This window comes from Actinosynnema mirum DSM 43827 (assembly GCF_000023245.1).
GTDB lineage: Bacteria > Actinomycetota > Actinomycetes > Mycobacteriales > Pseudonocardiaceae > Actinosynnema > Actinosynnema mirum.
In genome coordinates this window covers 7,897,920-7,917,456 of sequence record NC_013093.1, presented here as the reverse complement: position 1 = coordinate 7,917,456, position 19,537 = coordinate 7,897,920, and the positions used below count along the sequence as shown (strand labels likewise).

Sequence of the window (19,537 nt, the reverse complement as noted above, 5' to 3'; positions counted from 1 at the left end):
TGTCAGCCCGCCCGATCGGGCGCTGGTCGGTTCGAGCCCCCGGAGGTCGACCTCCGGGGGGCGAGGAGCGGCGCCGTCACCGACCCGGCGCCGCCCCTCGGGAGGGCTCACTCGGTGCGCAGTCCCAGCGCCCCGGTGGCCTTGCGCAGCGACGGCAGCGTCAGCGCCGTGACCAGCAGACCGAGGACCAGCGCGGCCCCCGAGAACTGCGCGATGCCCGACCAGTCCAGCTCGACCGGCCGATCGATCACGCCGAGCAGCAGCGCGCCGAGCCCGGCGCCGGTGGCGATGGCGACCAGCACGGCCAGCACCAGCGGGACCGCGTTCTGCCACAGCAGCGACCGGGCCAGCGCGCCGCGCGGGACCCCGCTCGCGGCGAGCACGGCCAGTGGCCGCCTGCGCTCCTTGATCTGCTCCAGCGCCACGACCAGCAGGCTCGCCGCCGCCAGCATCAGCACGATCAGCGCGCCCGCGAACAGCGCGCCCTTGATCTGCTGGTACTGCTTGGCCTCCAAGGACAGGTCCGCGTCGCCGAAGTAGTACGTGTAGACGCGCCAGGCCATCGGGGCCAGCGCGACGCGCACGTGGTTCGCCGCGTCGGCGTCCCTCTCCAGCGCGACGCTGATCGAGCCGCGCACGCCCGGCGGCACGGCCAGGTCGCGGGCCGCGCCGGGCGTCAGGTAGGTGCTGTGCAGGCCGCTGCCCTCGGGCACCACGAGCCGCTTCACCTCGGGCGCGCGCCACGTGCTGAGCGGCTCGCGCTCGTCGACGTACTCGCCGCCCGCGCTCGGCATCCCGGCGGTCTCCGGCGTCCACGGGCCCAGCACGCCCAGCTCGGTGCCCGGCTCCACCTTCCAGTACGACACGTCGGAGTCGCGCTGGAACTCGTACGCCTGGCCGTCGACGCACTCCGGCGCGCCGGAGGCCAGCAGCAGGGCGCACGGGGCGATGCCCACCTGGTGGGGCCCGTCCTGCGGGGGCGCGCCCTTCACCTTGAGGTCGACGAAGACCGGGGTGAAGACCTCCTGGACCCCCTCGACGCCCTTCAGCAGTTCGACCGCCCGCGCCTGCTCCTCGGCCTGCCCCTCCTCGTCGCCCCTCAGCGAGACCTGCATGAGCTCGGTGTTGAGCACCGGCCCGCCGCCGTCCGGGATCTTGCTCTGGACGCTGGTCAGCACGGTCTGCAGGGCGATGGCCCCGGCGAGGACGACGGCCACGCCGCCGACGACGCGCGCCGCGGTGCCGCTGTCGAGCTGGAGCCTGCGCATGGCGAGCTGCCAGGAGGGAGCGCCCCGGTGGGCGTGCTGCACGGAGCGCTCCAGCGCCCAGGGCAGCAGCGAGGGGATGCCGAGCAGCAGCAGCGCGATGCCGCCGACCAGCAGCTCCTCGCGGTAGCCGCCCATGATCCGCTCGCCCGCGAAGCCGCCCGCCTGGGAGATCAGCACCCCGATGCCCAGCAGCACCGGCACGATCCGCCACCACAGCCTGCGGCGCACCGGCTTGGTCTGCCTGACCACGCCGAGCGGCTCCACCACGGTGCGGCGCATCGCCAGCAGCGAGGTGACCACGGCCAGCACGGGGATCAGCGCCGTCAGGAGCACCGCGGGAACGGGGGAGGGGCTCAGCTCCTCGGCGAACACGCTCACCCCGAGCAGCTCGACCCCCTCGACGAACCGCCTGCCGACCAGGAAGAGGCCCACGCCCACGACCAGCCCGACGAGCGCGCCGACCAGGGCCTCGCCGGAGGCGATCAGCCGGACCCGCCCCGCGCCCGCCCCGACCAGCCGCAGCGCGGCGAGCCTGCGGTCGCGCTGGGCGCCGGCGAGCCGGGTGCTCACGCCGACGAACACCAGGACGGGGAACAGCAGCACCACGCACCCGGTCAGCACGAGCACGAGCAGGAACGGCGGCAGCTCCTGCGCCGTCCGCTCCGCGCCGAACCGGCCGATGGAGTTGGCCTCGGTCGCCTCGACCGAGGCGTCACCCGCGAAGTACACGAGGTCGCGGGGCGCGTTCAGGCCCTCGTCGGCGATGGTGCCGACGACCTTCTGCGGGAGCAGCTCGCGCAACATCCCGTTGTCCGGGTCGGCGAGCATGTCTGCCAGCACCGGCGACACGTACATCTCGCCGTCGGCCGGGACCTCCGGGATGCCCGGCGGCACCGGGGCCTGCGGGCCGCCCGCGCGCAGGTACTTGGCGGTGATGTCCGAACCGCGGTACTGGGTGCTCCAGACCTCGGAGTGCAGGACCCGCTCGGGCGGGGTGCCCGCCTCGGCCCCGACGCTGCTCCTGGCGGCCTGGCGCTCGCCCCGGTTCTCCATGATCGACGGAACGGTCGCGCCCACCAGCAGCACCAGCACGCCGAGGCCGATGCCCATGCCGGTCAGCACCAGTCGGACCCACGCCCCGCGTCCTCCGCCTGCGGCCAGGCGGACGCCGAGGAGCAGGTCGGCGAAGACGCGCTTCACCGAACGCGCTCCACTTCGCGGGACTTGCCGTCGCGCACGACGACCTCGCGGTCGGAGTAGGCGGCGACCCGCGCCTCGTGGGTGACCAGCACGACGGCCGCGTTGGTCTCGCGCGCGGCCGTGACCAGGAACTGCATCACGCGCTCGCCGTTGAGCGAGTCCAGCGCGCCGGTCGGCTCGTCGGCGAACACCACCTTCGGGCCGGTGACCAGCGCGCGCGCCACGGCGACGCGCTGGGCCTGGCCGCCGGAGGTCTCGCCGGGCCGCTTGTCCGCGACGCCGTCGACCTCCAGGCGCTCCAGCCACTCGCGCGCCCTGGACTCGGCGGCCTTGCGCTTCACGCCGCCCAGGCGCAGCGGGAGCGCCACGTTCTCCAGGCAGGACAGTTCGGGCACCAGCTGCCCGAACTGGAACACGAAGCCGAAGTCGGTGCGCCGCAGCTCGCTGCGCGCCCCGTCCGCCAGCGCGCTCAGCTCCACGTCGCGGTAGCGGACCGTGCCGCCGTCCGGCTGGAGGATGCCCGCGAGGCAGTGCAGCAGGGTGGACTTGCCGGAGCCGGACGGCCCCATGATGGCCAGCACCTCGCCCGCGTGGACGGCCAGACCGGCGCCGTCGAGCGCGGGGGTCGGGCCGAAGGACTTGCGCAGGTCGACGGCTTCGAGCAGGGGCCTCATCGGGCCACCTCCGTTTTCAGCCTGCCCAACCGGGCGGCGGTCAGTTCGAGCCACCGGAGGTCGGCCTCCAGGTGGAAGAGGGCGTGGTCGCAGATCAGCTGGTCGGCCAGGTCGCCGTCCGCCTTGCGCTTGGTGAGCTTGCGCATGAGGTCGAGGTGCGCGCCGCGCTGGGTGTCCAGCACGTCGTCGGCGCTGCGACCGGACAGGAGCGCGAGCACGACCTTCGTGTACAGGGTGTTCTGCAGGTAGGGCTCGGGCTTCTCGGGCGTGCTCAGCCAGCCCTCGACGTCGGTGACGCCCGCGTCGGTGATGGCGTAGCGCTTGCGGTCGGGGCCGTCGCCCGCCTCCACGCCCGCCTCCTGGATGAGGCCGTTCTTCAGCAGCCGCGAGAGCGTTGTGTACACCTGCCCGTAGTGCAGCGGGCGGTCCTGCCCGAAGCGCTCGTCGTAGGCCCGCTTGAGGTCGTAGCCATGCCTCGGCCCCTTCTCCAGCAGGCCCAGCAGTGTGTGTCCGATCGACATGCGGACGACTATACACACGACGTATACACACGATGAATACCCTGGTTGGCGTCGCGCTGGCCACGACTTCACGACAGCGGGCGGTGGTCGCGCCTACAGTGGAGGGGTGACTGGTCTGGCGGCCGGCTGGGACCACGCGGCTCTCGCGCAGGGTCGAGTCGGCGATGCGGAACACGATGTGGAGCTGCTGCTCGCTTTCCTGAACACCAGGGATCTGGAAATCGGCGCGGACGTGCTGGACGGCACAGCCGCGTGGCGCGCCTGGGTCAGCGAGCGGGGGCTAGGCGACTCGGGGGACCTGGTCGCCGTGCGTGCCGCCCGAACCGCCCTCCGGCGCTCGCTGGGGGACCCGCACGAGGGCCCCGATCCCGCTATCGTCGCGACCATCGTCACCGTGGACCTCAGCCACGGCGTGCCGGTCCTGGCCAGCGCGGACGCGCTGGGCGCGGTCCTGGGCGCCGCCGCGAGGCTCGCGGTGCTCGGCTCGTGGGAGCGCTTCAAGATCTGCCCGGCGGAGAGCTGCCTGCGGGCCTTCTTCGACCGGTCCCGCAACAGGTCCCGCACGTGGTGCTCGATGCAGCTGTGCGGCAACCGGGAGAAGGCCAGGAACTGGCGCGAGCGGCGCGCCCTCCAGGCGATCACCTGATCCCCCCGGCCTGACGCAGGAGCCCGCGCCCGGTCCGGAGGCGCGCGGGCGTCGCGGGAGCGGCCCGGTCCGCGAAGGCCGTGGACCGGGCGTCAGCCGTGCGCTCAGTCGAAGAGCTGCTCCAGGAAGCTCCTGCGGCGCGGCGGGTGGCCGTAGCCGGGGTGGCCGTGGCCGTAGCCGTAGCCGGGCGCGTACCCCGGAGCCGGAGGCTGCTCGGTGCCCGGTGGCGGCTGGTAGGGCGGCGGCGTCCCCGGCTGGCCCTGCGCTGATTGGCCCTGCGCCAGCTGGCCCTGCGCAGGCTGGCCCGGCGTGAAGTGGGTCGTGGCGCCGGGGTCCCCGCCCGCGGGCTGGTACGGCGGTGGCGGCGCGCCCTGGTCACCTCCGGACACGGGGACCGCGCCGGTCGTGGCGGCCTGGCCGTAGTGCGCCCGCTCCGCCGCGACGATCTGCTCCAGCTCGCCGCCGTCGAGGAACACGCCACGGCAGTTCTCGCACTGGTCGACGTGGACGGCGCCCCGCGTGATCGTCTTCATCAGGTCCTGGCACTTCGGGCAGATCACGACTTCGAGACTACGGGCAACACAGGGGTGCCCGCCTGGGTACGGTCGGTGATCGGTGGGCCATCATGCCGGTGTGTCCAGATTTCGCCAGCGAGCCGTCCTGACCGGGTGCGTGCTGGCCGCGCTCCTGGCGGTCGCCGGGCTCCTCGCCACCGACAGCGGCATCGACCCCGACCTGTGGCTCGGCGTGCTGTCCGCGGGCTTCCTGCTGCTCCTCGCCGCCGTCGACCCGTGGCTCCAGCGCCGCAGGACCCCGGTGCTGGCGACCGACGCCAACCTCGACGCCGCCTCCGCCGCGCTGTCCAGGGCCCTGAACGCGCAGTGGAACGACGAGTGCCGCGCGCGCGGCCTCGACGGCGCGGGCCTGCTCGACCTGCACTGGAGCGCCCCCGACGAGCCCGTCAACACCGCCCCGCCGCCACCGGGCCGCAGCACCGGCGTCGTCGGCGCGTTCGAGCGGCAGGCGCACCGCAGGCTCGTGCTGCTCGGCGCGCCCGGCTCCGGCAAGTCCACCACGGCCATGCTGCTCACCCTCGGCCTGCTGGAGCGCGGCGGCCCCGTCCCGGTGCTGCTGCCGCTGTCCACCTGGGACCCGGAGGCCGAGGACGTCCGCAGCTGGATGACCCGCAGGCTCTACGAGGACCACCCGGCGCTGCGCAACAACGAGCTGTACGGCAGCTACGCGGCCGACCTGCTGGTCGAGCAGCGCCGCGTCATGCCCGTGCTCGACGGCTTCGACCAGCTGCCCGCATCCAAGCGCTCGGCCGCGCTCGACCGCATCGCCCGCGCCTTCCCGGCGTCCGCGCCGCTCGTGCTGACCAGCCGCACCGAGGAGTACGCGAACGCGGTCGCCCAGGTCGGCCCGCTCGCGGGCGCCGACGCCGTGCGGCTGCACCCGCTCGACCACGGGGCCGTCGCGCACCACCTGCGCTCCGCCGGTGACCAGCTGTCCGCCGCCGGGTGGGAGCCGGTGTTCCTGCACCTGCGGGAGAACCCCGGCGGCCACCTCGCGGAAGCGCTCTCCACGCCGCTCACCGTCGGCATGGCCGGGGTGGTCTACGCCTATGGCGAGCCGAGCGAGCTGCTCGACCGCACCAGGTTCCCGGACCGGCGGGCCATCGAGGAGCACCTGGCCGACGTGCTGGTGTCCGGCGCGTTCGGCGACCGGGCCGTGGCGCACCAGTTCCGGGCCAGCCAGGTGTGGCCCAGGGACAAGGCGGTGAAGTGGCTGCGGTTCCTCGCGGCCGAGATGCGGGCGCGCGGCATCCGCGAGCTGGCCTGGTGGGAGCTGCGGCGCTCGGTCGGCAGCACGTGGCTGGCGGCGCTCGGCGCGGTCGTGCTCGGGCTGATCGGCGGGGCCGGGGTGGCCTGGCTGATGGCGTACGCCAGCACGCCCGCGCTCGCCCCGTACAGCGGGCTCGTCGTCGGCGCGGCGGTGGCCGTGGCCGCGCTGTACGCGTCCGGGCGGCACGCGCCGAAGGTCAAGGCGCACCACGGTGTGTGGCGCAGCGTGCTGGTGCTCAGCGCGTCGGTCGGCGGCGCGGCCGGGCTGGTGTTCGGCGCGCTCTACGGGCTGTCGGCCGGGCTCGTCGTCGGGCTGGGGCTGGCGGTGGCGACCGCGCTGCGGTTCGCGCTCAGCAGCAACGCCGAGCTGACCCACCCGTCCAGCCCGCTGTGGACGATGGCGCGCGACCGGATCGCGGTGTGGACCGGGTCGCTGGTGCTGGCCGTGGTGTTCGGCGCGGCGGCCGGCCTGGTGTTCGGGCCCAAGCAGAGCGGGATGGTCGGGCTGGGGCTGGCGTCCGGGCTGCTGCTCGGGTTCGCGCTCACCGTGCTGAACCTGCGGTGGTGGTGGTTCACCGTGGCGCGGGTGTGGCTGGCGCTGCGCGGGAGGCTGCCGTGGGAGCTGATGGCGTTCCTGGAGGACGCGCGCAAGCTCGGCGTGCTGCGGCAGGCGGGGGCGTGCTACCAGTTCCGGCACGCGCTGGTGCAGGACCGGCTGGCCGGGCCGGTGACGGCGAAGGTGAAGGGCGGCAGGGCCAAGCGGTTCAAGGGCTTCACGGTGCGCGGCGCCCGGACGGACGCCCCCCGCGGTGAGGGGGCGCCCGCCGAGTCGACCGCGTGAGCGCTAGCCGCCCAGCTTCCTGAGCCTGGTCACGGCCTCGTCGAGCACCTCGTCGCGCTTGCAGAACGCGAACCGCACCAGGTGCTTCCAGCGCTCCGGGTGGTCGGCGAACACCTGCACCGGCACGCCGACCACGCCGATCCGCTCCGGCAGCTCCCGGCACAGCCGCTCGCCGTCGTCGAAGCCGAGCGGGCGGACGTCGGCGGTGATGAAGTAGGTGCCCTCGCACGGGCGCACCGCGAACCCCGCGTCGGTCAGGCCCTCGGCGAGCCGGGACCGCTTGTCCTGCAACGAGTCCCGCAGCCCGTCCACCCACGGCAGCTCGTGCCGCAGCGCGTGCGCCACGGCGGGCTGGAACGGCGCGCCGCCCACGAACGTGAGGAACTGCTTGGCCGCGCGGACCGCGTCCAGCAGCGGCGCGGGCCCGCACGCCCAGCCGATCTTCCAGCCGGTGCAGTTGAACGACTTGCCCGCGCTGGAGATCGTCACGGTCCGCTCGGCCATGCCGGGGAACGCCGCCAGCGGCAGGTGCTCGCGGCCGTCGAACACCAGGTGCTCGTACACCTCGTCGGTGATCGCGACCAGGTCGTGCTCGACGCACAGCGCGGCGACGGCGGCCAGCTCGTCGCGGGTGAGGACGGTGCCGGTGGGGTTGTGCGGCGAGTTGACCAGGACAGCCCTGGTGCGCGGCGTGACGGCGGCGCGCAGCGCGGCCACGTCCAGCCCGAGCCTGCCGGTGCCCGGCTCCTCGGTGAGGCCGACCGCGCGGCGGGTCGCGCCCGCCATCGCCACGGCCGCCGCGTACGAGTCGTAGTAGGGCTCGATCAGCAGGACCTCGTCGCCCGGTTCCACCAGCGCCAGCAGGGACGCGGCGATCGCCTCGGTCGCGCCGACGGTCACCAGCACCTCGGTGTCCGGGTCGTAGCGGGTGCCGTAGCGCGCGCGGTGCTCGGCGATCGCCTGCCGCAGCGCGGGCACGCCCGGTCCCGGCGGGTACTGGTTGGCGCCGGAGTCGATCGCGGCCTTGGCGGCGTCGAGCATCGCTCTGGGGCCGTCGGTGTCGGGGAAGCCCTGGCCGAGGTTCACCGATCCGGTCCGGTTCGCCAGCGCGGTCATCTCGGCGAAGATCGTCGAGGTGAACGGCCGCAACCTGGGGACTAGCGCTGGTACCCGCACGACCCAGGATCTTCACGGACAATGGGGGCGTGGAGCAACTGACGGCCGCCGACCAGGTGAAGCGGCGGGACCTGCGCAGGATGAAGCTCGTGGCGACGGGGTTCTTCCTCGCCACGACCGCCGTGTTCCTGGTGACGCTGCTGTTCGAGGCGGACGGCCCCGCGTGGGTCGGGTACGTCCGGGCGGCGGCCGAGGCCGGGATGGTCGGCGCGCTGGCCGACTGGTTCGCGGTGACGGCCCTGTTCCGCAGGCCGCTGGGCCTGCCCATCCCGCACACCGCGATCATCCCCAGCCGCAAGGACAGCTTCGGCGACGCGCTGGGGTCGTTCGTCGGGCAGAACTTCCTGGCGGAGTCCGTGGTGCGCGAGAAGCTGGGCCGCGTCGAGGTGGGGCGCAGGCTCGGCGAGTGGCTTCGGGAGCCCGAGCACGCGGAGCGGGTGACGTCCGAGGTGTCGAACGTCGTGAAGGGCGCCGTGACCGTGCTGCGGGACGAGCACGTGCAGGCGGTCGTGGAGCAGGCGGTGGTGCAGCGCCTCATGGCCAAGCCCTGGGGCCCGCCGCTGGGGAAGCTGCTCGGGCAGGTGTTCGTCGACGGCGGGCACCACAAGCTGGTGGACCTGGTGTGCGACCGGCTGTACGAGTGGGTGAGGGACAACCACGTCAAGGTGATGCAGGTGGTGACCCAGCGCGCGCCGGGCTGGTCGCCGAAGTTCATGGACTCGCTGCTGGGCGACAAGGTCTACAACGAGCTGCTGAACTTCGCGTGGGCCGTGAAGACGGACGTGAACCACCCGATGCGGGTGGCGGTGGACCAGTTCCTGGAGGAGTTCGCCAAGGACCTCCAGCACGACCCGGCGACCATCGAGCGGGCCGAGCTGGTGAAGGACCAGGTGATCGAGCACCCGGAGGTGCAGAAGGTCATCGGGTCGGCGTGGGGAACCGCGAAGAAGATGCTGCTGGACGCGGCGGAGGACCCGTCGAGCGAGCTGCGGACCAGGGTGCGCGACGGGCTGGTGAAGTTCGGGACGCGGCTGGTGGAGGACGGGGAGATCCGCGGCAAGGTCGACGGGTGGCTGGAGGACGCGGCGGGGTACGTGGTGGCGAACTACCGGGACGAGATCACGACGCTGATCACGGACACGGTGGAGCGGTGGGACGCGGAGGAGACGTCGCGGAAGATCGAGCTGCAGGTGGGGCGGGATCTGCAGTTCATCCGGATCAACGGGACGGTGGTCGGGGCGCTGGCGGGGTTGGTGATCTACTCGGTGGGGCAGCTGCTGGTGTGAGGTGGGGGCGGGCGGAGGCCCTTCAGCGCGCGCAGCTCGCTCCACAGCGCCATGACCCGCTGGACCTGGCGCGCGGGCAGGCCGCACGCGACGACGACCTGCGCGGGCGTGAGCAGCGCGGTGAACTCCGCCTCGGCGCCCGCCCGCAGCTCCCCGTCCGCCGTGGGGACGACCGGGGCCTCGTCGGGGGTGCGCGCCCGCCGGGACGTGGGGTGCTCCTCGGCGACGCCGGCGCGGCTCGCGGGAGCCGAACTCGCGCGGGCGTCGCGCCAGGAGATCCGGAGCGCTCTGCGCCGCTACACTGGCCAGCTGCGCCCCTCCGGTGAGTCCAGCCAGAACCGCTGGTCCTCCCCGTCCACCGTCACCCCGAACCGCGCCCGCCGGGGTCGTCCCAGGGCCTGCCACTCGCGGTGGCCCTCCTCGGCTTCCGTCCACAGCCTCCGCGGGCCGCCCTGGGAGACCACGCCCGCTCTCGGGCGGGCCCACGAGCCGTCCTCGTGGGCCAGCAGGACCGGGTTCATCGTGACCACCGCGCCGCGCAGGACCAGGCCCGCGAAGAACTCGTAGCCGCTCCCGGGGTGCACCACCTCGTGCGCCCCCAGGGAAGTCGCCCTGGTCTCCTCCGGGACCGCCGTCGCCGCCCGCGCCAGCGCCTCCTCCGCCCACCCCGCCGCGTGCGCCCGCAGCGGCATGAACCTGCCGTCCTCCGCCAGGACCCTGCCCTCCGCCCGCGTTCCGCCGAGCGCCGTCAGGCGGATCAGGCCGGCGCCCAGCGGGCGGTTCAAGGTGGTCACCACCGCACCACCCGGCCTGGTCTGCTCCAGCCACGGCAGCGGCACCCTGGACACCGCGCAGGTGCCCAGCACGCGGTCGTACGGGGCGGCCTCCGGCCAGCCGCCTGCGCCGTCCGCGAGGGCGCACGTCGGGGACCAGCCCGCCCCCGCCAGGGCAGCTTGCGCGCGGGACAGCACGGACGGGTCCACGTCGACCGTCGTCACCGACTGCGAACCGACCCCCGCCGACAGCAGCGCCGCGTTGTACCCCGTCCCCGTCCCGATCTCCAGCACCCGGCAGCCGTCCACCACCGCCAGGGCCTCCAGCATGATCGCCATGATCGTCGGCATACTCGACGAGCTCGTCGGCACGCCGCGCGCCCACCCCTGCTCCAGCGCCCGCGACCACGCCGCGTCGTTGCCGTCCAGCTGGGTCACCCGCACGTCGTCCCGGTACACCAGCCGCAACCAGTCCGGGTCACCCCGTGTCACCGGCGCCCACGCGCCGTCCTCCCGCTGGGCGAAGAAGCCCGGCAGGAACGCGTCGCGCGGAACCTCGCGGAACGCGCGCACCCAGCGGGGATCGGAGAGGACGCCCTCCCCGACCATGCCGTCGACCAGCTCCTCGCGGAACCGCGCGCCGAGGTCCACGCGATCCACGGTAGCGCTGTGTCGCAGCACACGCCCCCGGTGCTAGCAGTCCGCTTGCAAGAGCTAGCACCCGCTCGTACCGTGGAGGGCGGAAGGGGGTCGACGTGGACAAGTCGATCGACGAAGCGGTCGCCGACCTCGGCCGGGGCATCGGGGACTACATCAAGGAGCAGCGCAACAGCGCCAAGATCTCGCTCCGCCAGCTGTCCAAGCTGGCCGGTGTCTCCAACCCCTACCTCAGCCAGATCGAGCGCGGCCTGCGCAAGCCCAGCGCCGAGATCCTCCAGCAGATCGCCAAGGGCCTGCGGATCTCCGCCGAAGCGCTCTACGTGGAGGCGGGAATCCTCCAGCAGCGCGAGGGCGGCGCGCTCGCCGACGCCATCACCACCGCCTCCGACCTGACCGAGCGGCAGAAGCAGGTGCTGCTCGACGTCTACGCGTCCTTCCGGCGTGAGAACGCCGCCACCGCCGTCCCCGAGCACGAGGAGTGATCACCATGGCGAACCTGCCCACCACCGAGGAACTGCGCAAGGCGGGCGAGCAGGCCGCCTCCGCCGCCCGCACCCCGCTCCTGGCCGCGCTCGGCGCAGGCGACCTCGCCGCCAAGGCCGTGGTCGAGGCGCTCGGCAAGGTCAAGGACCGCGTCGAGTCCGCCAGGGCGGGCGCCGAGGACCTCCCCGCCGAGCTGCGTGGCCGCTTCGACGCGGCCGAGCTGCGCAAGGTCGTCGACGCCTACACCAAGTCCGCCGTCGACCTCTACCAGTACCTCGCCGAGCAGGGCGAGCACGCGCTGGAGAAGCTCAAGACCCAGCCGCAGGTCCAGCGGGCCCTGAGCCAGGTCGACCAGGCCGCCGACGACGCGAACAAGATCGCCGACGACGTGCTCGGCAAGGTCACCCGCCGCACCCGCTCGACGGGCGAGAAGCTCGCCGCCGAGGTCGAGGACGCCACCGAGGAGATCGCCGAGGCCGTCATCGAGACCGGCGCCGAGGTCGCCCACGAGGTGCGCAGCAACAGTCGCAAGGCCGCCAACCGCACCGCGGCCCGCAAGACCAAGCCCGCCCCGGCTGAGGGCGAGTAGCCACCCGGCGGCACCTGCGCTGAGCAGCGGCGGACCACTTCCGGGTGGTCCGCCGGGCGCGTTCGGGGGAAGGGGCGCCGAATCCCGGCCCCGCGAATCCCCCACCGCCGCAGGCACCCCGCCCGACCTGCGGGAACACCCCGCCGGCCGGACCGCGTCCCGAGCCGTCCCGGTTCCGCCGGGTGTCCACGACCGCGCTCCCCGCGTACCCTGGGTCCCGTGCCGCTGTTCAGATTCCCACCCGCCGACGTGGCGTACCTGGATGCCTGGGTGCTGTTCCTCATCTACTACGTGGCGCTGTTCGCGGGCGTGTTCGCCTTCGCCCACGCGGTGACGCAGCGGGCGGAGGCCTACCAGGCCGCGGAGCGGATGACCAAGCCCGCCTGGATGGGGATCACCGGTGGTGGCGCGCTCGCGCTGCTGCTGTTCTCCCTGAACGGTGCGGGCGGCATGTTCTGGCTCATCGGCGTCACCGCGGTCTCCGTCTACCTGGTCGACGTCCGACCCCGGCTGATCGAGGTGCAGCGCGGCCCCAGGTGGTGACCACCCACCAGGCGCACGGCGCGGGCCGACCGGTCACGCTGGTCGCCCACGGCCTCGGCGCGACGCCGGGTGAGGCCCGCCTGCCCGCGTCCGGCCTGCCGGGCGCCAGGGTCGTCGTCACCCTGCCGGGGCACGGCGACGCCCCCGACGCGCCACCCGGCTACTGGACCTACCCGACCATCGCCGCCGACCTGCGCGCCACCGCCCGCGAGACGGGCGCGACGCGGGCCGTCGGCGTCTCCCTCAGCTCCGCCGCGCTGCTGTCGCTGCTCGCGGCCGAGCCCGACGCGTTCGAACGCGTCGTCCTGCTGCTGCCCGCCGTGTTCGACCGGCCGCGCGGCCCCCTCACCCGCGAGCAGGCGGTCACCGCCGTCCCCGGCCCCGCCGACTACCTCGCGCAGCGCCGAGCCGCCTTCGACCGCCTCGACGGGGTGCTCGAAGCCCTCTCGGGGCAGGTCGCCGTCACCGACCGCGAGGCCCTGTCGCGGGTCACCGCGCCGGTCCTGGTCGTCGGCGCCACCGAGGACCCGCTGCACCCGTCCGAGGTGGCCGCGCAGGTCGCCTCGGCGTTCCCCAAGGGCGAGCTGGAGCTGGTGCCGACCTGGCTCTCCCACCGAGGTGACGTGCGGCGCAGGGTGGTTGAGTTCCTCGCTCGCGGGTAGCCGACCCGCATGGCGAACGAGCAGAAGAAGATCGCGTTCCTGGTCAGCGCCGAGGGCATCGAGCAGGTGGAGCTGACCGACCCGTGGCACGAGGTCGAGAAGGCGGGTGGCGTGCCCAGGCTGCTGTCCACGTCCCTCGGCCAGGTCAAGGGCTTCAACCACCTGACGCCCGCGGACGAGTTCCCGGTGGACGTGCCGTTCGCCGAGGCCGACCCCGCCGACTACGACGGCGTGGTGATCCCCGGCGGCGTGGCCAACTCGGACCTGGTCCGCACGGACGAGGACGCGGTGCGCTTCGTCCAGGCGTTCGCGCGGGCGGGCAAGCCCATCGCGTCGATCTGCCACGGGCCGTGGCTGCTGGCCGAGGCCGACGTCCTCAAGGGCAAGAAGCTCACCTCCTACCCGAGCATCAGGACGGACCTGCGCAACGCGGGCGCCGACTGGTCGGACGAGGAGGTCCGCGTGTGCGACCACAACGGCTGGACCCTGGTGACCAGCCGCAACCCCGACGACCTCCCCGCCTTCAACAAGGCGGCGCTCAAGGCGTTCGGGCTGTAGGGCCACGGGTTCTCGGGTCGTAGGACCCGGCTCCACCCGATCGGCCCTCCGGGGATCTGCAGCTCCCCGGAGGGCCGATCAGCCGTCGGCGTCACCGTCGGGCGACACCGCCGTCAGTCCAGCTCGGCGGCGGCGAAGGCCGCCATCGCGTCACGCGCGTAGTTCGCGACGCCCGCGCCGTGCGCGTCCAGCTGCGCGCTGAACTCCGGCGAGTCCGCGTACAGCTGCCCCAGCCCCGTGTACGACTCCCGGTTCGGCGTCCAGCTGCGCAGCAGCCACCGGTGGTGCCGGGCGGTGACCGCCAGCGCCTCCGCCGAGTCCGGCGCGGCCCCGCTCGCGGCCACCTCGCCGAACGCCGCCGCGATCTCCTCCCACTCGGCCTTGAACCCGGCCGCGTCGGCGGGCGACCAGCCCTTCATGCGCTCCTTCCCCTCCGCGATGGGCTCGACGACGCACTCGCCGAAGCGCTCCACCAGCTCGGCCTCGTAGCGGGCCTGGCGGTCCGCGTCGAAGCCGTCGAACAGCTCTTCCGTCCTGCTCACGGCGGTCCTGCCTTCCAGTTCGTCGATGGTCCTGGTGACGGTCGCGGCCAGCAGGCCCAACCGCTCCCGCTCGGCGCGCAGCCACGCGAGGTGGTTGTGCAGCACGTCGAGCGCGGTGTGCCTGCCGTCCAGCACCTCGGCCACGGTGTCCAGCCCGAGCCCGAGGTCGCGCAGCAGGAGGATCTGCTGGAGCCTGAGCAGCTGCTCGCGCTCGTAGTAGCGGTACCCGTTGCCCCCGGTCCTCGCCGGGGCGAGCAACCCGATCGAGTCGTAGTGGCGCAGGGTCCGCGACGTCACCTTCGCCATGCGCGCCACCTCGGCGATCGACCAGCTCATCCGTCCTCCTCAGCCGTGCTGGGAACGACGGTAGGAGTTGACGCAGCGTCAACGTCAAGCGCGGAGCCGGGCGTTCTGCCCGGACGGGTGAGCGCGGGGACGGGTGAGCGCGGGGCCGAGGGGGCTGGTGCGGGCCGGGCGGGTCGCCGGGACCCGCCCGCCTCCGGTGGCAGGATGGGGCGGGTGTGGAGCATCGCCGGAACGCTGACGCCCGTGTCCGTCCTGGACCGCCCCGACCTGCTGGCCGGTCCCGTCGCCGCCGCCGTGCGCGCGCTGGCCGACGCCGACCTGGTGGCGGTCACCGAGATCGACGCCGAGCTCGCGGACACCGCGGCCTTCTGCGAGGCCTACGGGTCGCCGCTGACGGCGTCCGCGAACTGCGTGATCGTGGCGGGGAAGCGGGGAGAGGTCACGCGGTACGCGGCGTGCGTCGTGCTGGCCACCACCAGGGCCGACGTCAACGGCGTGGTGCGCAGGCGGCTCGACGCCAGGAAGGCGTCGTTCGCGCCGATGGACGACGCGGTCGAGCTGACCGGCATGGAGTACGGCGGCATCACGCCGGTCGGGCTGCCCGCCGACTGGCCCGTGCTGCTGTCGCCCGAGGTGGCGGCGGCACCCGAGCTGGTGATCGGCAGCGGTATCCGGGGCAGCAAGCTGCTCGTGCCCGGCGCGGTCCTGGCGAAGCTGCCGGGGGCCGAGGTGGTGGAGGGGCTCGCGCGCCCGGCCTGACCGCCGCCGCCCGAACCCGCGAATTCGTCCGCGCCCGGCATCGCGGAGAACCCCTGGAACCGGTAATTCAGTCAGCCAAATGGGCTTCCACAACCGCTCTGGCCTGGTCGTGGGAAAGGTGGCCGACGACCACGTGCGTGGTCAAGCCGTCGGCCAGCGCCAGCAGGGTTGTGGCCGCCCGGTCCGGATCTGGGCGATCTGCCAGCAAACGGGTGAAAATTCCGTGCAATTCGGCGTAGTTGGCCCTGAGGACCTCGGCGAGCGTCGGGCTGACGGCCGCTTGCGCGGCGAAGGCCAACCAGACCTTGGCCTCGGCCCGGTGGGATAAGGCCCCCTCGCCGGTCACCTGCGGGAACGGCCCGCCGACCTGCGGCGCGCCCCCTCCCGCCCTGGACAGGGTCCTGCGGCCCACCTCCTGCAGGGCGAAGCGCAGCATGTCCTCCTTGGTGTGGAAGCAGCGCTGCACCGCGCCCATGGACACGTCGGCCTCGGCGGCGACATCCCTCAGGGAAACGCCTTCGAAACCGCGCTTGTCGGCGAGCCTGCAGACCGCGTCCGCGATCTTCCTGCGGCGCGAATCGTGATCGACGGCTTTCGGCACCAGGGGATCGTAGCTAATGCGGGCGCATCGAAAGGTTATTCGTTGATCCGGCTATCGCCCCTTTGGCGGAATCGCGGATCGGGGGTGGGGTCAGCCGATCTCGGCTGCGTACTTCCGAAGCAGTTCGACGGCCTCGGCCGGATCGTCGGTGACCAGGATCCAGCGCTCCGCCTCCCGGCCCCGCGCGAGGTTGCGCACCAGCGGGGCGGCGGGGACCTCCTCGGTCCAGAACCGCGCGCCGAGGAACACCATCGGCGCGGCCGGGCCCACCGAGCCGTAGTGGTTCTGGGTGTAGTCCTGGAACACCTCCTGGACCGTGCCCGCGCTGCCCGGCGTGTAGACCACGCCGCCGGTGGCGACGGTGAGCAGGCCCTCCTCGCGGACCGAGTTCGCGAAGTACTTGGCGTGCACCTCGCAGGCCGGGTTGGGCGGCTCGTGGCCGTAGAACCAGGTCGGCACGCCGATCGTGCGCGGCAGCTCGGCGACCGGCAGCTCGGGGAACGCCGCGATCCACTCGCCGATCGACCGGGCGTCGTGGCCGAACGTCGGCGCCTTGGCCAGGTCCGCCAGGACCGCGTCGTCCACGCCGACGCGCACGCCCAGCGGCACGGCCTCCATCGCGCCGGGTCCGCCGCCGGTGAGCACGGTGAACCCGGCCTCGCCCAGCGTCGCGCCCAGCTCGACGGCCCTGCGGTAGCCGTCCGTGCCCCGCCCCAGCGCGTGCCCGCCCATCACCGCGACCGGCGGGGACGGGACGCGGGCCAGCAGGTCGTCCAGCGCCTCGGTGATCGCGTGGTCGTGCAGCCGCTCGGCGAGCGCGTGCAGCGGGTCCGGGTGGTGGCCCTGCCGCCTGCTGTGCAGGTAGATCCGGTGGTCCGGGGTGTCCGCGTAGGACTCGGGCGCGGCCGGGTCGAAGCCCGCGAACAGCTCGGGCGCGGTGTAGAGGTGCGACCGGTAGACGTCGTGCGGCAGGTCCGGGATGGTCGGGAACAGCAGCGCGCCCGCGGCCTCCGCCCTGCGCCGGGCGGAGGGGCTGAGCGAGCAGCCGAGGAAGAGCGCGCCGTCCAGGGGGACGCGCAGCTCCTCGCCGCTCAGGTCCAGGTTGACCAGCACCGCGCCCCGCAGGTCCTGCGCGGATCGGGCCTGCTCGACGGTGACGATCTCTTCACGCACACCCGCACACTAGCCCGGCGCGCCGCAGGGAGCGCCGCGGCTCAGAAGATCACCGTCTGCCCGCCGTGCACGAGCACGCGGTCCTCCAGGTGCCAGCGCAGGCCGCGCGCCAGCACGACCTTCTCGATGTCGCGCCCCTTGCGCACCATGTCCGCGACCGAGTCGGTGTGGTTCACCCGGATCACGTCCTGCTCCACGATCGGCCCCGCGTCCAGGTCGGCCGTCACGTAGTGGCAGGTCGCGCCGACCAGCTTCACGCCCCTGGCGCGCGCCTGGTGGTAGGGCCGGGCGCCGACGAACGAGGGCAGGAAGCTGTGGTGGATGTTCAGCGCCCGCCCCGACCAGGCCGCGCACAGCTCCGGCGGCAGCACCTGCATGAACCGGGCCAGCACCACCGCGTGCGGGTCGTGCGCGTCCACCAGCTGCTTCACCTGGGCGAACGCCGCCGTCTTGCCCTCGGGGTCGGTGGCCGGGAACGGCACGTGGTGGAACGGGATGCCGTGCGCCCTGGTGATGTTCGCCAGGTCCGGGTGGTTGCCGATCACCGCCGCGACGTCGACGTCCAGCTCCCGCGAGGCGACCCGGCCCAGCAGGTCGTACAGGCAGTGCCCCTCCTTCGACACCAGGATCACCACCCGCCGCCGCTCACCGGTGTCGGTCACCCGCCAGTTCGCCTGGGCGCCCAGCTCGCGCGCGATCGCCGTGAACCGCTCGCGCAGCTCCTCGACGCCGAACGGCAGCGAGTCGGCCCTGACCTCCTGCCTGGTGAAGAACCAGTTCGTGGCCTGGTCGGTGTGGTAGGCCGCCTCGACGATCAGGCCACCGTGCTCGGCCAGGAACGAGGAGATCCTGGCGACGATGCCGGTGCGGTCGGGGCAGCCGAAGGTGATCACGTAGCGGCGTTCTGGCTGAGGCACCGGGGCAGTATCCCCCGTTCCGGCTAGGGGCGCGGGAGCGCGCGCAGCAGGTCCCCCCGTCCGGTCACGACCGCGTGGCTGGGCCGGTCCCAGACCAGCCGGTAGAGCGAGTCGGCGGTGCCCGCCACCACGACGTCCTCGTCGACCGCGGCCCCGTCCAACGCCCCGACCCTGGGCGCCTCGCCGGGAGTCAGGCGCAGCAGCCAGGAGCGCGACGCGTCGGCGGCGTGCAGCACCACGCGCCCGGAGAGCTCGTTCGGCTTGGTCAGGTGCTGCCGGGTGAGCATCGTGGTCAGGTACTCGTCCACCCCGTCGGCCGCGAGGTCGGGCGGGAAGAGCAGCGGGGGAACGTCCCCGGCGCGCGCCGCGTGCTCGCCGTCGAGCCGGTGCACGGCGGTCTCGTGCGTCTGCCGCCGAGCCCAGAAGGCCAGGTCACCGGGCCCGACGAACGTCCAGGCAGGCCGTGAGGGGTCTTCGGTCGAGAGCACCCGGACCAGCTCGGAGAACCGCTCGTCCCACCAGGCCAACAACTCGGGCCAGTCCTCGGGCCCTTCCTTGGGGCGAGGGGGTGAATCGGTGTCGGGCGGCGTCAACGCAGCCCGGATCGACCAGGCGTGCGTCCGAGCCACGTGCCGGGCTAACGCCTCGACCGTCCAACCGGGACAGGTGGGGACGGGGGCGGACGGATCGGCAGCCGCGATGAGAGCGCGCAGCGCGTCGTACTGCTCCCGGAGGGAGCGCGTGAAGTCGGCGTGTTCCACGACCCGAGCCTAGGGCGGAGCCCTGACAGGACGCGGGAGCGAAGGACGGGAGCGAAGGGCGAGCCCGAAGCCAGAGGCGGAGGTTTGGGGTGTGGAGCCGGGGGCGTCGCACTGCTCGGAAGACCGCACTGCCAGGAAGACCGCACTGCCGGGGGCGTCGCACTGCCCGATCGCCGCACTGCCCGGAAGACCGCACTGCCAGGTTCGGCGCACAGCGCGGGCTGCGGGGCGAGCGCAGCGAGCCCACGCAGCCCCCATCCCGCGTCCCTCTTCTCCGTTTGGCCTGGCGAAGCCCGAGCACGCTCGTCAAGATGCCGCCGCACTGCCACGGCAGACCGCCCGAGCCCAACGGCGTCTTGACGAGCGTGCTTGCCTGAAAGGAGGCCAAACGGAGAAGAGGGACCCCGCCCATCGCAGTGGTAAACGGAACCACCGGCGGAAGAGTCACCGGCCGGCAGAGCCTGTGCCCCTCTTTTTTGGAGGTCTGCCCCGCCGGCGAGGCGTGCTTTTCAGCTTTTGACTTTGGTATTTAAAAGCAAAAAGCAAAACCAAAAACCAAAAAACAACGCCTCGCCGGCGGGGCAGACCTCCAAAAACGAGGGACCACAAGCCCTGCCGGCTGACCGCAGTTGGTCTTGTGGTCCCGTTTACCCCTGCGATGGTCCGGGTCCCTCGCCTCCGTTTGGCCTCCTTTCAGGCAAGCACACTCGTCAAGACGCCGTTCGACACCCCGGTCTTCCGAACAATGCGGCGG

20 protein-coding genes are annotated in these 19,537 nt (G+C 73.3%); 9 read left to right on the top strand and 11 right to left on the bottom strand.

Features of this window, described 5'->3' with window-relative positions; all coding sequences use genetic code 11:
• Window positions 1–107: 107 nt before the first annotated feature.
• Genes AMIR_RS33605 through AMIR_RS33595 form a run of 3 tightly spaced genes read right to left on the bottom strand, consistent with a single transcriptional unit; the run spans window position 108 to window position 3,663 of the window.
• A complete protein-coding gene (locus AMIR_RS33605) occupies window positions 108–2,468 on the bottom strand; it encodes an FtsX-like permease family protein (protein WP_015805457.1) in 2,361 nt (786 codons plus the stop codon).
• Window positions 2,465–3,142, bottom strand: coding sequence for an ABC transporter ATP-binding protein (locus tag AMIR_RS33600; protein WP_015805456.1), 678 nt, complete (start codon window positions 3,140–3,142; stop codon window positions 2,465–2,467). Before AMIR_RS33600 ends, AMIR_RS33605 begins: the two co-directional genes overlap by 4 nt.
• Window positions 3,139–3,663 carry a PadR family transcriptional regulator gene (locus tag AMIR_RS33595; protein ID WP_015805455.1) on the bottom strand — a complete coding sequence of 175 codons (525 nt, stop codon included), beginning with the start codon at window positions 3,661–3,663 and terminating at the stop codon, window positions 3,139–3,141. The genes AMIR_RS33600 and AMIR_RS33595 overlap by 4 nt, the downstream gene beginning before the upstream one ends.
• Before the next feature lie 178 nt (window positions 3,664–3,841).
• On the opposite strand from AMIR_RS33595, the gene AMIR_RS33590 reads away from it, so the two are divergent.
• Entirely contained in the window at window positions 3,842–4,309 is a 468-nt protein-coding gene (locus tag AMIR_RS33590) for a CGNR zinc finger domain-containing protein (RefSeq protein WP_015805454.1), read from the top strand.
• A 104-nt stretch (window positions 4,310–4,413) separates the two neighbouring features.
• Here AMIR_RS33590 and AMIR_RS37960 read toward each other — a convergent pair whose 3' ends face one another.
• Window positions 4,414–4,869, bottom strand: coding sequence for a TFIIB-type zinc ribbon-containing protein (locus tag AMIR_RS37960; protein ID WP_084799068.1), 456 nt, complete (start codon window positions 4,867–4,869; stop codon window positions 4,414–4,416).
• A gap of 73 nt (window positions 4,870–4,942) precedes the next feature.
• Here AMIR_RS37960 and AMIR_RS33580 point away from each other — a divergent pair, with 73 nt between their 5' ends.
• Window positions 4,943–6,994, top strand: coding sequence for an NACHT domain-containing protein (locus tag AMIR_RS33580; RefSeq protein WP_187313465.1), 2,052 nt, complete (start codon window positions 4,943–4,945; stop codon window positions 6,992–6,994).
• Between the two features lie 3 nt (window positions 6,995–6,997).
• On the opposite strand, the gene AMIR_RS33575 is transcribed toward AMIR_RS33580, so the two are convergent.
• Window positions 6,998–8,170, bottom strand: a complete 1,173-nt coding sequence (locus AMIR_RS33575) for a pyridoxal phosphate-dependent aminotransferase (RefSeq protein ID WP_041837192.1) — start codon at window positions 8,168–8,170, stop codon at window positions 6,998–7,000.
• Window positions 8,171–8,199: 29 nt separating this feature from the next.
• Here AMIR_RS33575 and AMIR_RS33570 point away from each other — a divergent pair, with 29 nt between their 5' ends.
• A complete protein-coding gene (locus AMIR_RS33570; protein ID WP_015805450.1) occupies window positions 8,200–9,456 on the top strand; it encodes a DUF445 domain-containing protein in 1,257 nt (418 codons plus the stop codon).
• Window positions 9,457–9,752: 296 nt separating this feature from the next.
• On the opposite strand, the gene AMIR_RS33565 is transcribed toward AMIR_RS33570, so the two are convergent.
• Entirely contained in the window at window positions 9,753–10,880 is a 1,128-nt protein-coding gene (locus AMIR_RS33565) for a methyltransferase domain-containing protein (RefSeq protein WP_015805449.1), read from the bottom strand.
• Between the two features lie 104 nt (window positions 10,881–10,984).
• Between AMIR_RS33565 and AMIR_RS33560 the strand changes: the two genes are divergently transcribed.
• The 5 genes from AMIR_RS33560 to AMIR_RS33540 all read left to right on the top strand — a co-directional run bounded on the left by AMIR_RS33560 (window position 10,985) and on the right by AMIR_RS33540 (window position 13,724).
• Window positions 10,985–11,371 carry a helix-turn-helix domain-containing protein gene (locus tag AMIR_RS33560; RefSeq protein WP_015805448.1) on the top strand — a complete coding sequence of 129 codons (387 nt, stop codon included), beginning with the start codon at window positions 10,985–10,987 and terminating at the stop codon, window positions 11,369–11,371.
• Between the two features lie 5 nt (window positions 11,372–11,376).
• Window positions 11,377–11,961, top strand: coding sequence for a hypothetical protein (locus AMIR_RS33555; protein ID WP_015805447.1), 585 nt, complete (start codon window positions 11,377–11,379; stop codon window positions 11,959–11,961).
• A 219-nt stretch (window positions 11,962–12,180) separates the two neighbouring features.
• On the top strand, window positions 12,181–12,504 hold the full coding sequence (locus AMIR_RS33550; RefSeq protein ID WP_015805446.1) for a DUF2516 family protein: 324 nt from the start codon (window positions 12,181–12,183) through the stop codon (window positions 12,502–12,504).
• Window positions 12,501–13,166, top strand: coding sequence for an alpha/beta fold hydrolase (locus AMIR_RS33545; protein ID WP_015805445.1), 666 nt, complete (start codon window positions 12,501–12,503; stop codon window positions 13,164–13,166). The genes AMIR_RS33550 and AMIR_RS33545 overlap by 4 nt, the downstream gene beginning before the upstream one ends.
• 9 nt (window positions 13,167–13,175) lie before the next feature.
• Entirely contained in the window at window positions 13,176–13,724 is a 549-nt protein-coding gene (locus tag AMIR_RS33540; protein ID WP_015805444.1) for a type 1 glutamine amidotransferase domain-containing protein, read from the top strand.
• 113 nt (window positions 13,725–13,837) lie between these two features.
• On the opposite strand, the gene AMIR_RS33535 is transcribed toward AMIR_RS33540, so the two are convergent.
• Complete coding sequence (locus tag AMIR_RS33535) at window positions 13,838–14,602, bottom strand: MerR family transcriptional regulator (RefSeq protein ID WP_015805443.1); 765 nt, start codon at window positions 14,600–14,602, stop codon at window positions 13,838–13,840.
• A gap of 174 nt (window positions 14,603–14,776) precedes the next feature.
• Between AMIR_RS33535 and AMIR_RS33530 the strand changes: the two genes are divergently transcribed.
• Window positions 14,777–15,331 carry a YbaK/EbsC family protein gene (locus AMIR_RS33530; protein WP_015805442.1) on the top strand — a complete coding sequence of 185 codons (555 nt, stop codon included), beginning with the start codon at window positions 14,777–14,779 and terminating at the stop codon, window positions 15,329–15,331.
• Between the two features lie 67 nt (window positions 15,332–15,398).
• Here AMIR_RS33530 and AMIR_RS33525 read toward each other — a convergent pair whose 3' ends face one another.
• From AMIR_RS33525 to AMIR_RS33510, 4 genes are all read right to left on the bottom strand, one after another.
• The gene (locus AMIR_RS33525) at window positions 15,399–15,932 is read right to left on the bottom strand and encodes a TetR/AcrR family transcriptional regulator (RefSeq protein WP_015805441.1); all 534 of its coding nucleotides are present in this window, start codon (window positions 15,930–15,932) and stop codon (window positions 15,399–15,401) included.
• A gap of 90 nt (window positions 15,933–16,022) precedes the next feature.
• On the bottom strand, window positions 16,023–17,105 hold the full coding sequence (locus tag AMIR_RS33520) for an LOG family protein (protein WP_015805440.1): 1,083 nt from the start codon (window positions 17,103–17,105) through the stop codon (window positions 16,023–16,025).
• Window positions 17,106–17,146: 41 nt separating this feature from the next.
• Window positions 17,147–18,022: a formyltetrahydrofolate deformylase gene (gene purU / locus AMIR_RS33515; protein WP_015805439.1), complete on the bottom strand. Its 876-nt coding sequence runs from the start codon at window positions 18,020–18,022 to the stop codon at window positions 17,147–17,149.
• A 23-nt stretch (window positions 18,023–18,045) separates the two neighbouring features.
• Window positions 18,046–18,783, bottom strand: coding sequence for a maleylpyruvate isomerase N-terminal domain-containing protein (locus AMIR_RS33510; RefSeq protein ID WP_015805438.1), 738 nt, complete (start codon window positions 18,781–18,783; stop codon window positions 18,046–18,048).
• Window positions 18,784–19,537: the final 754 nt, after the last annotated feature.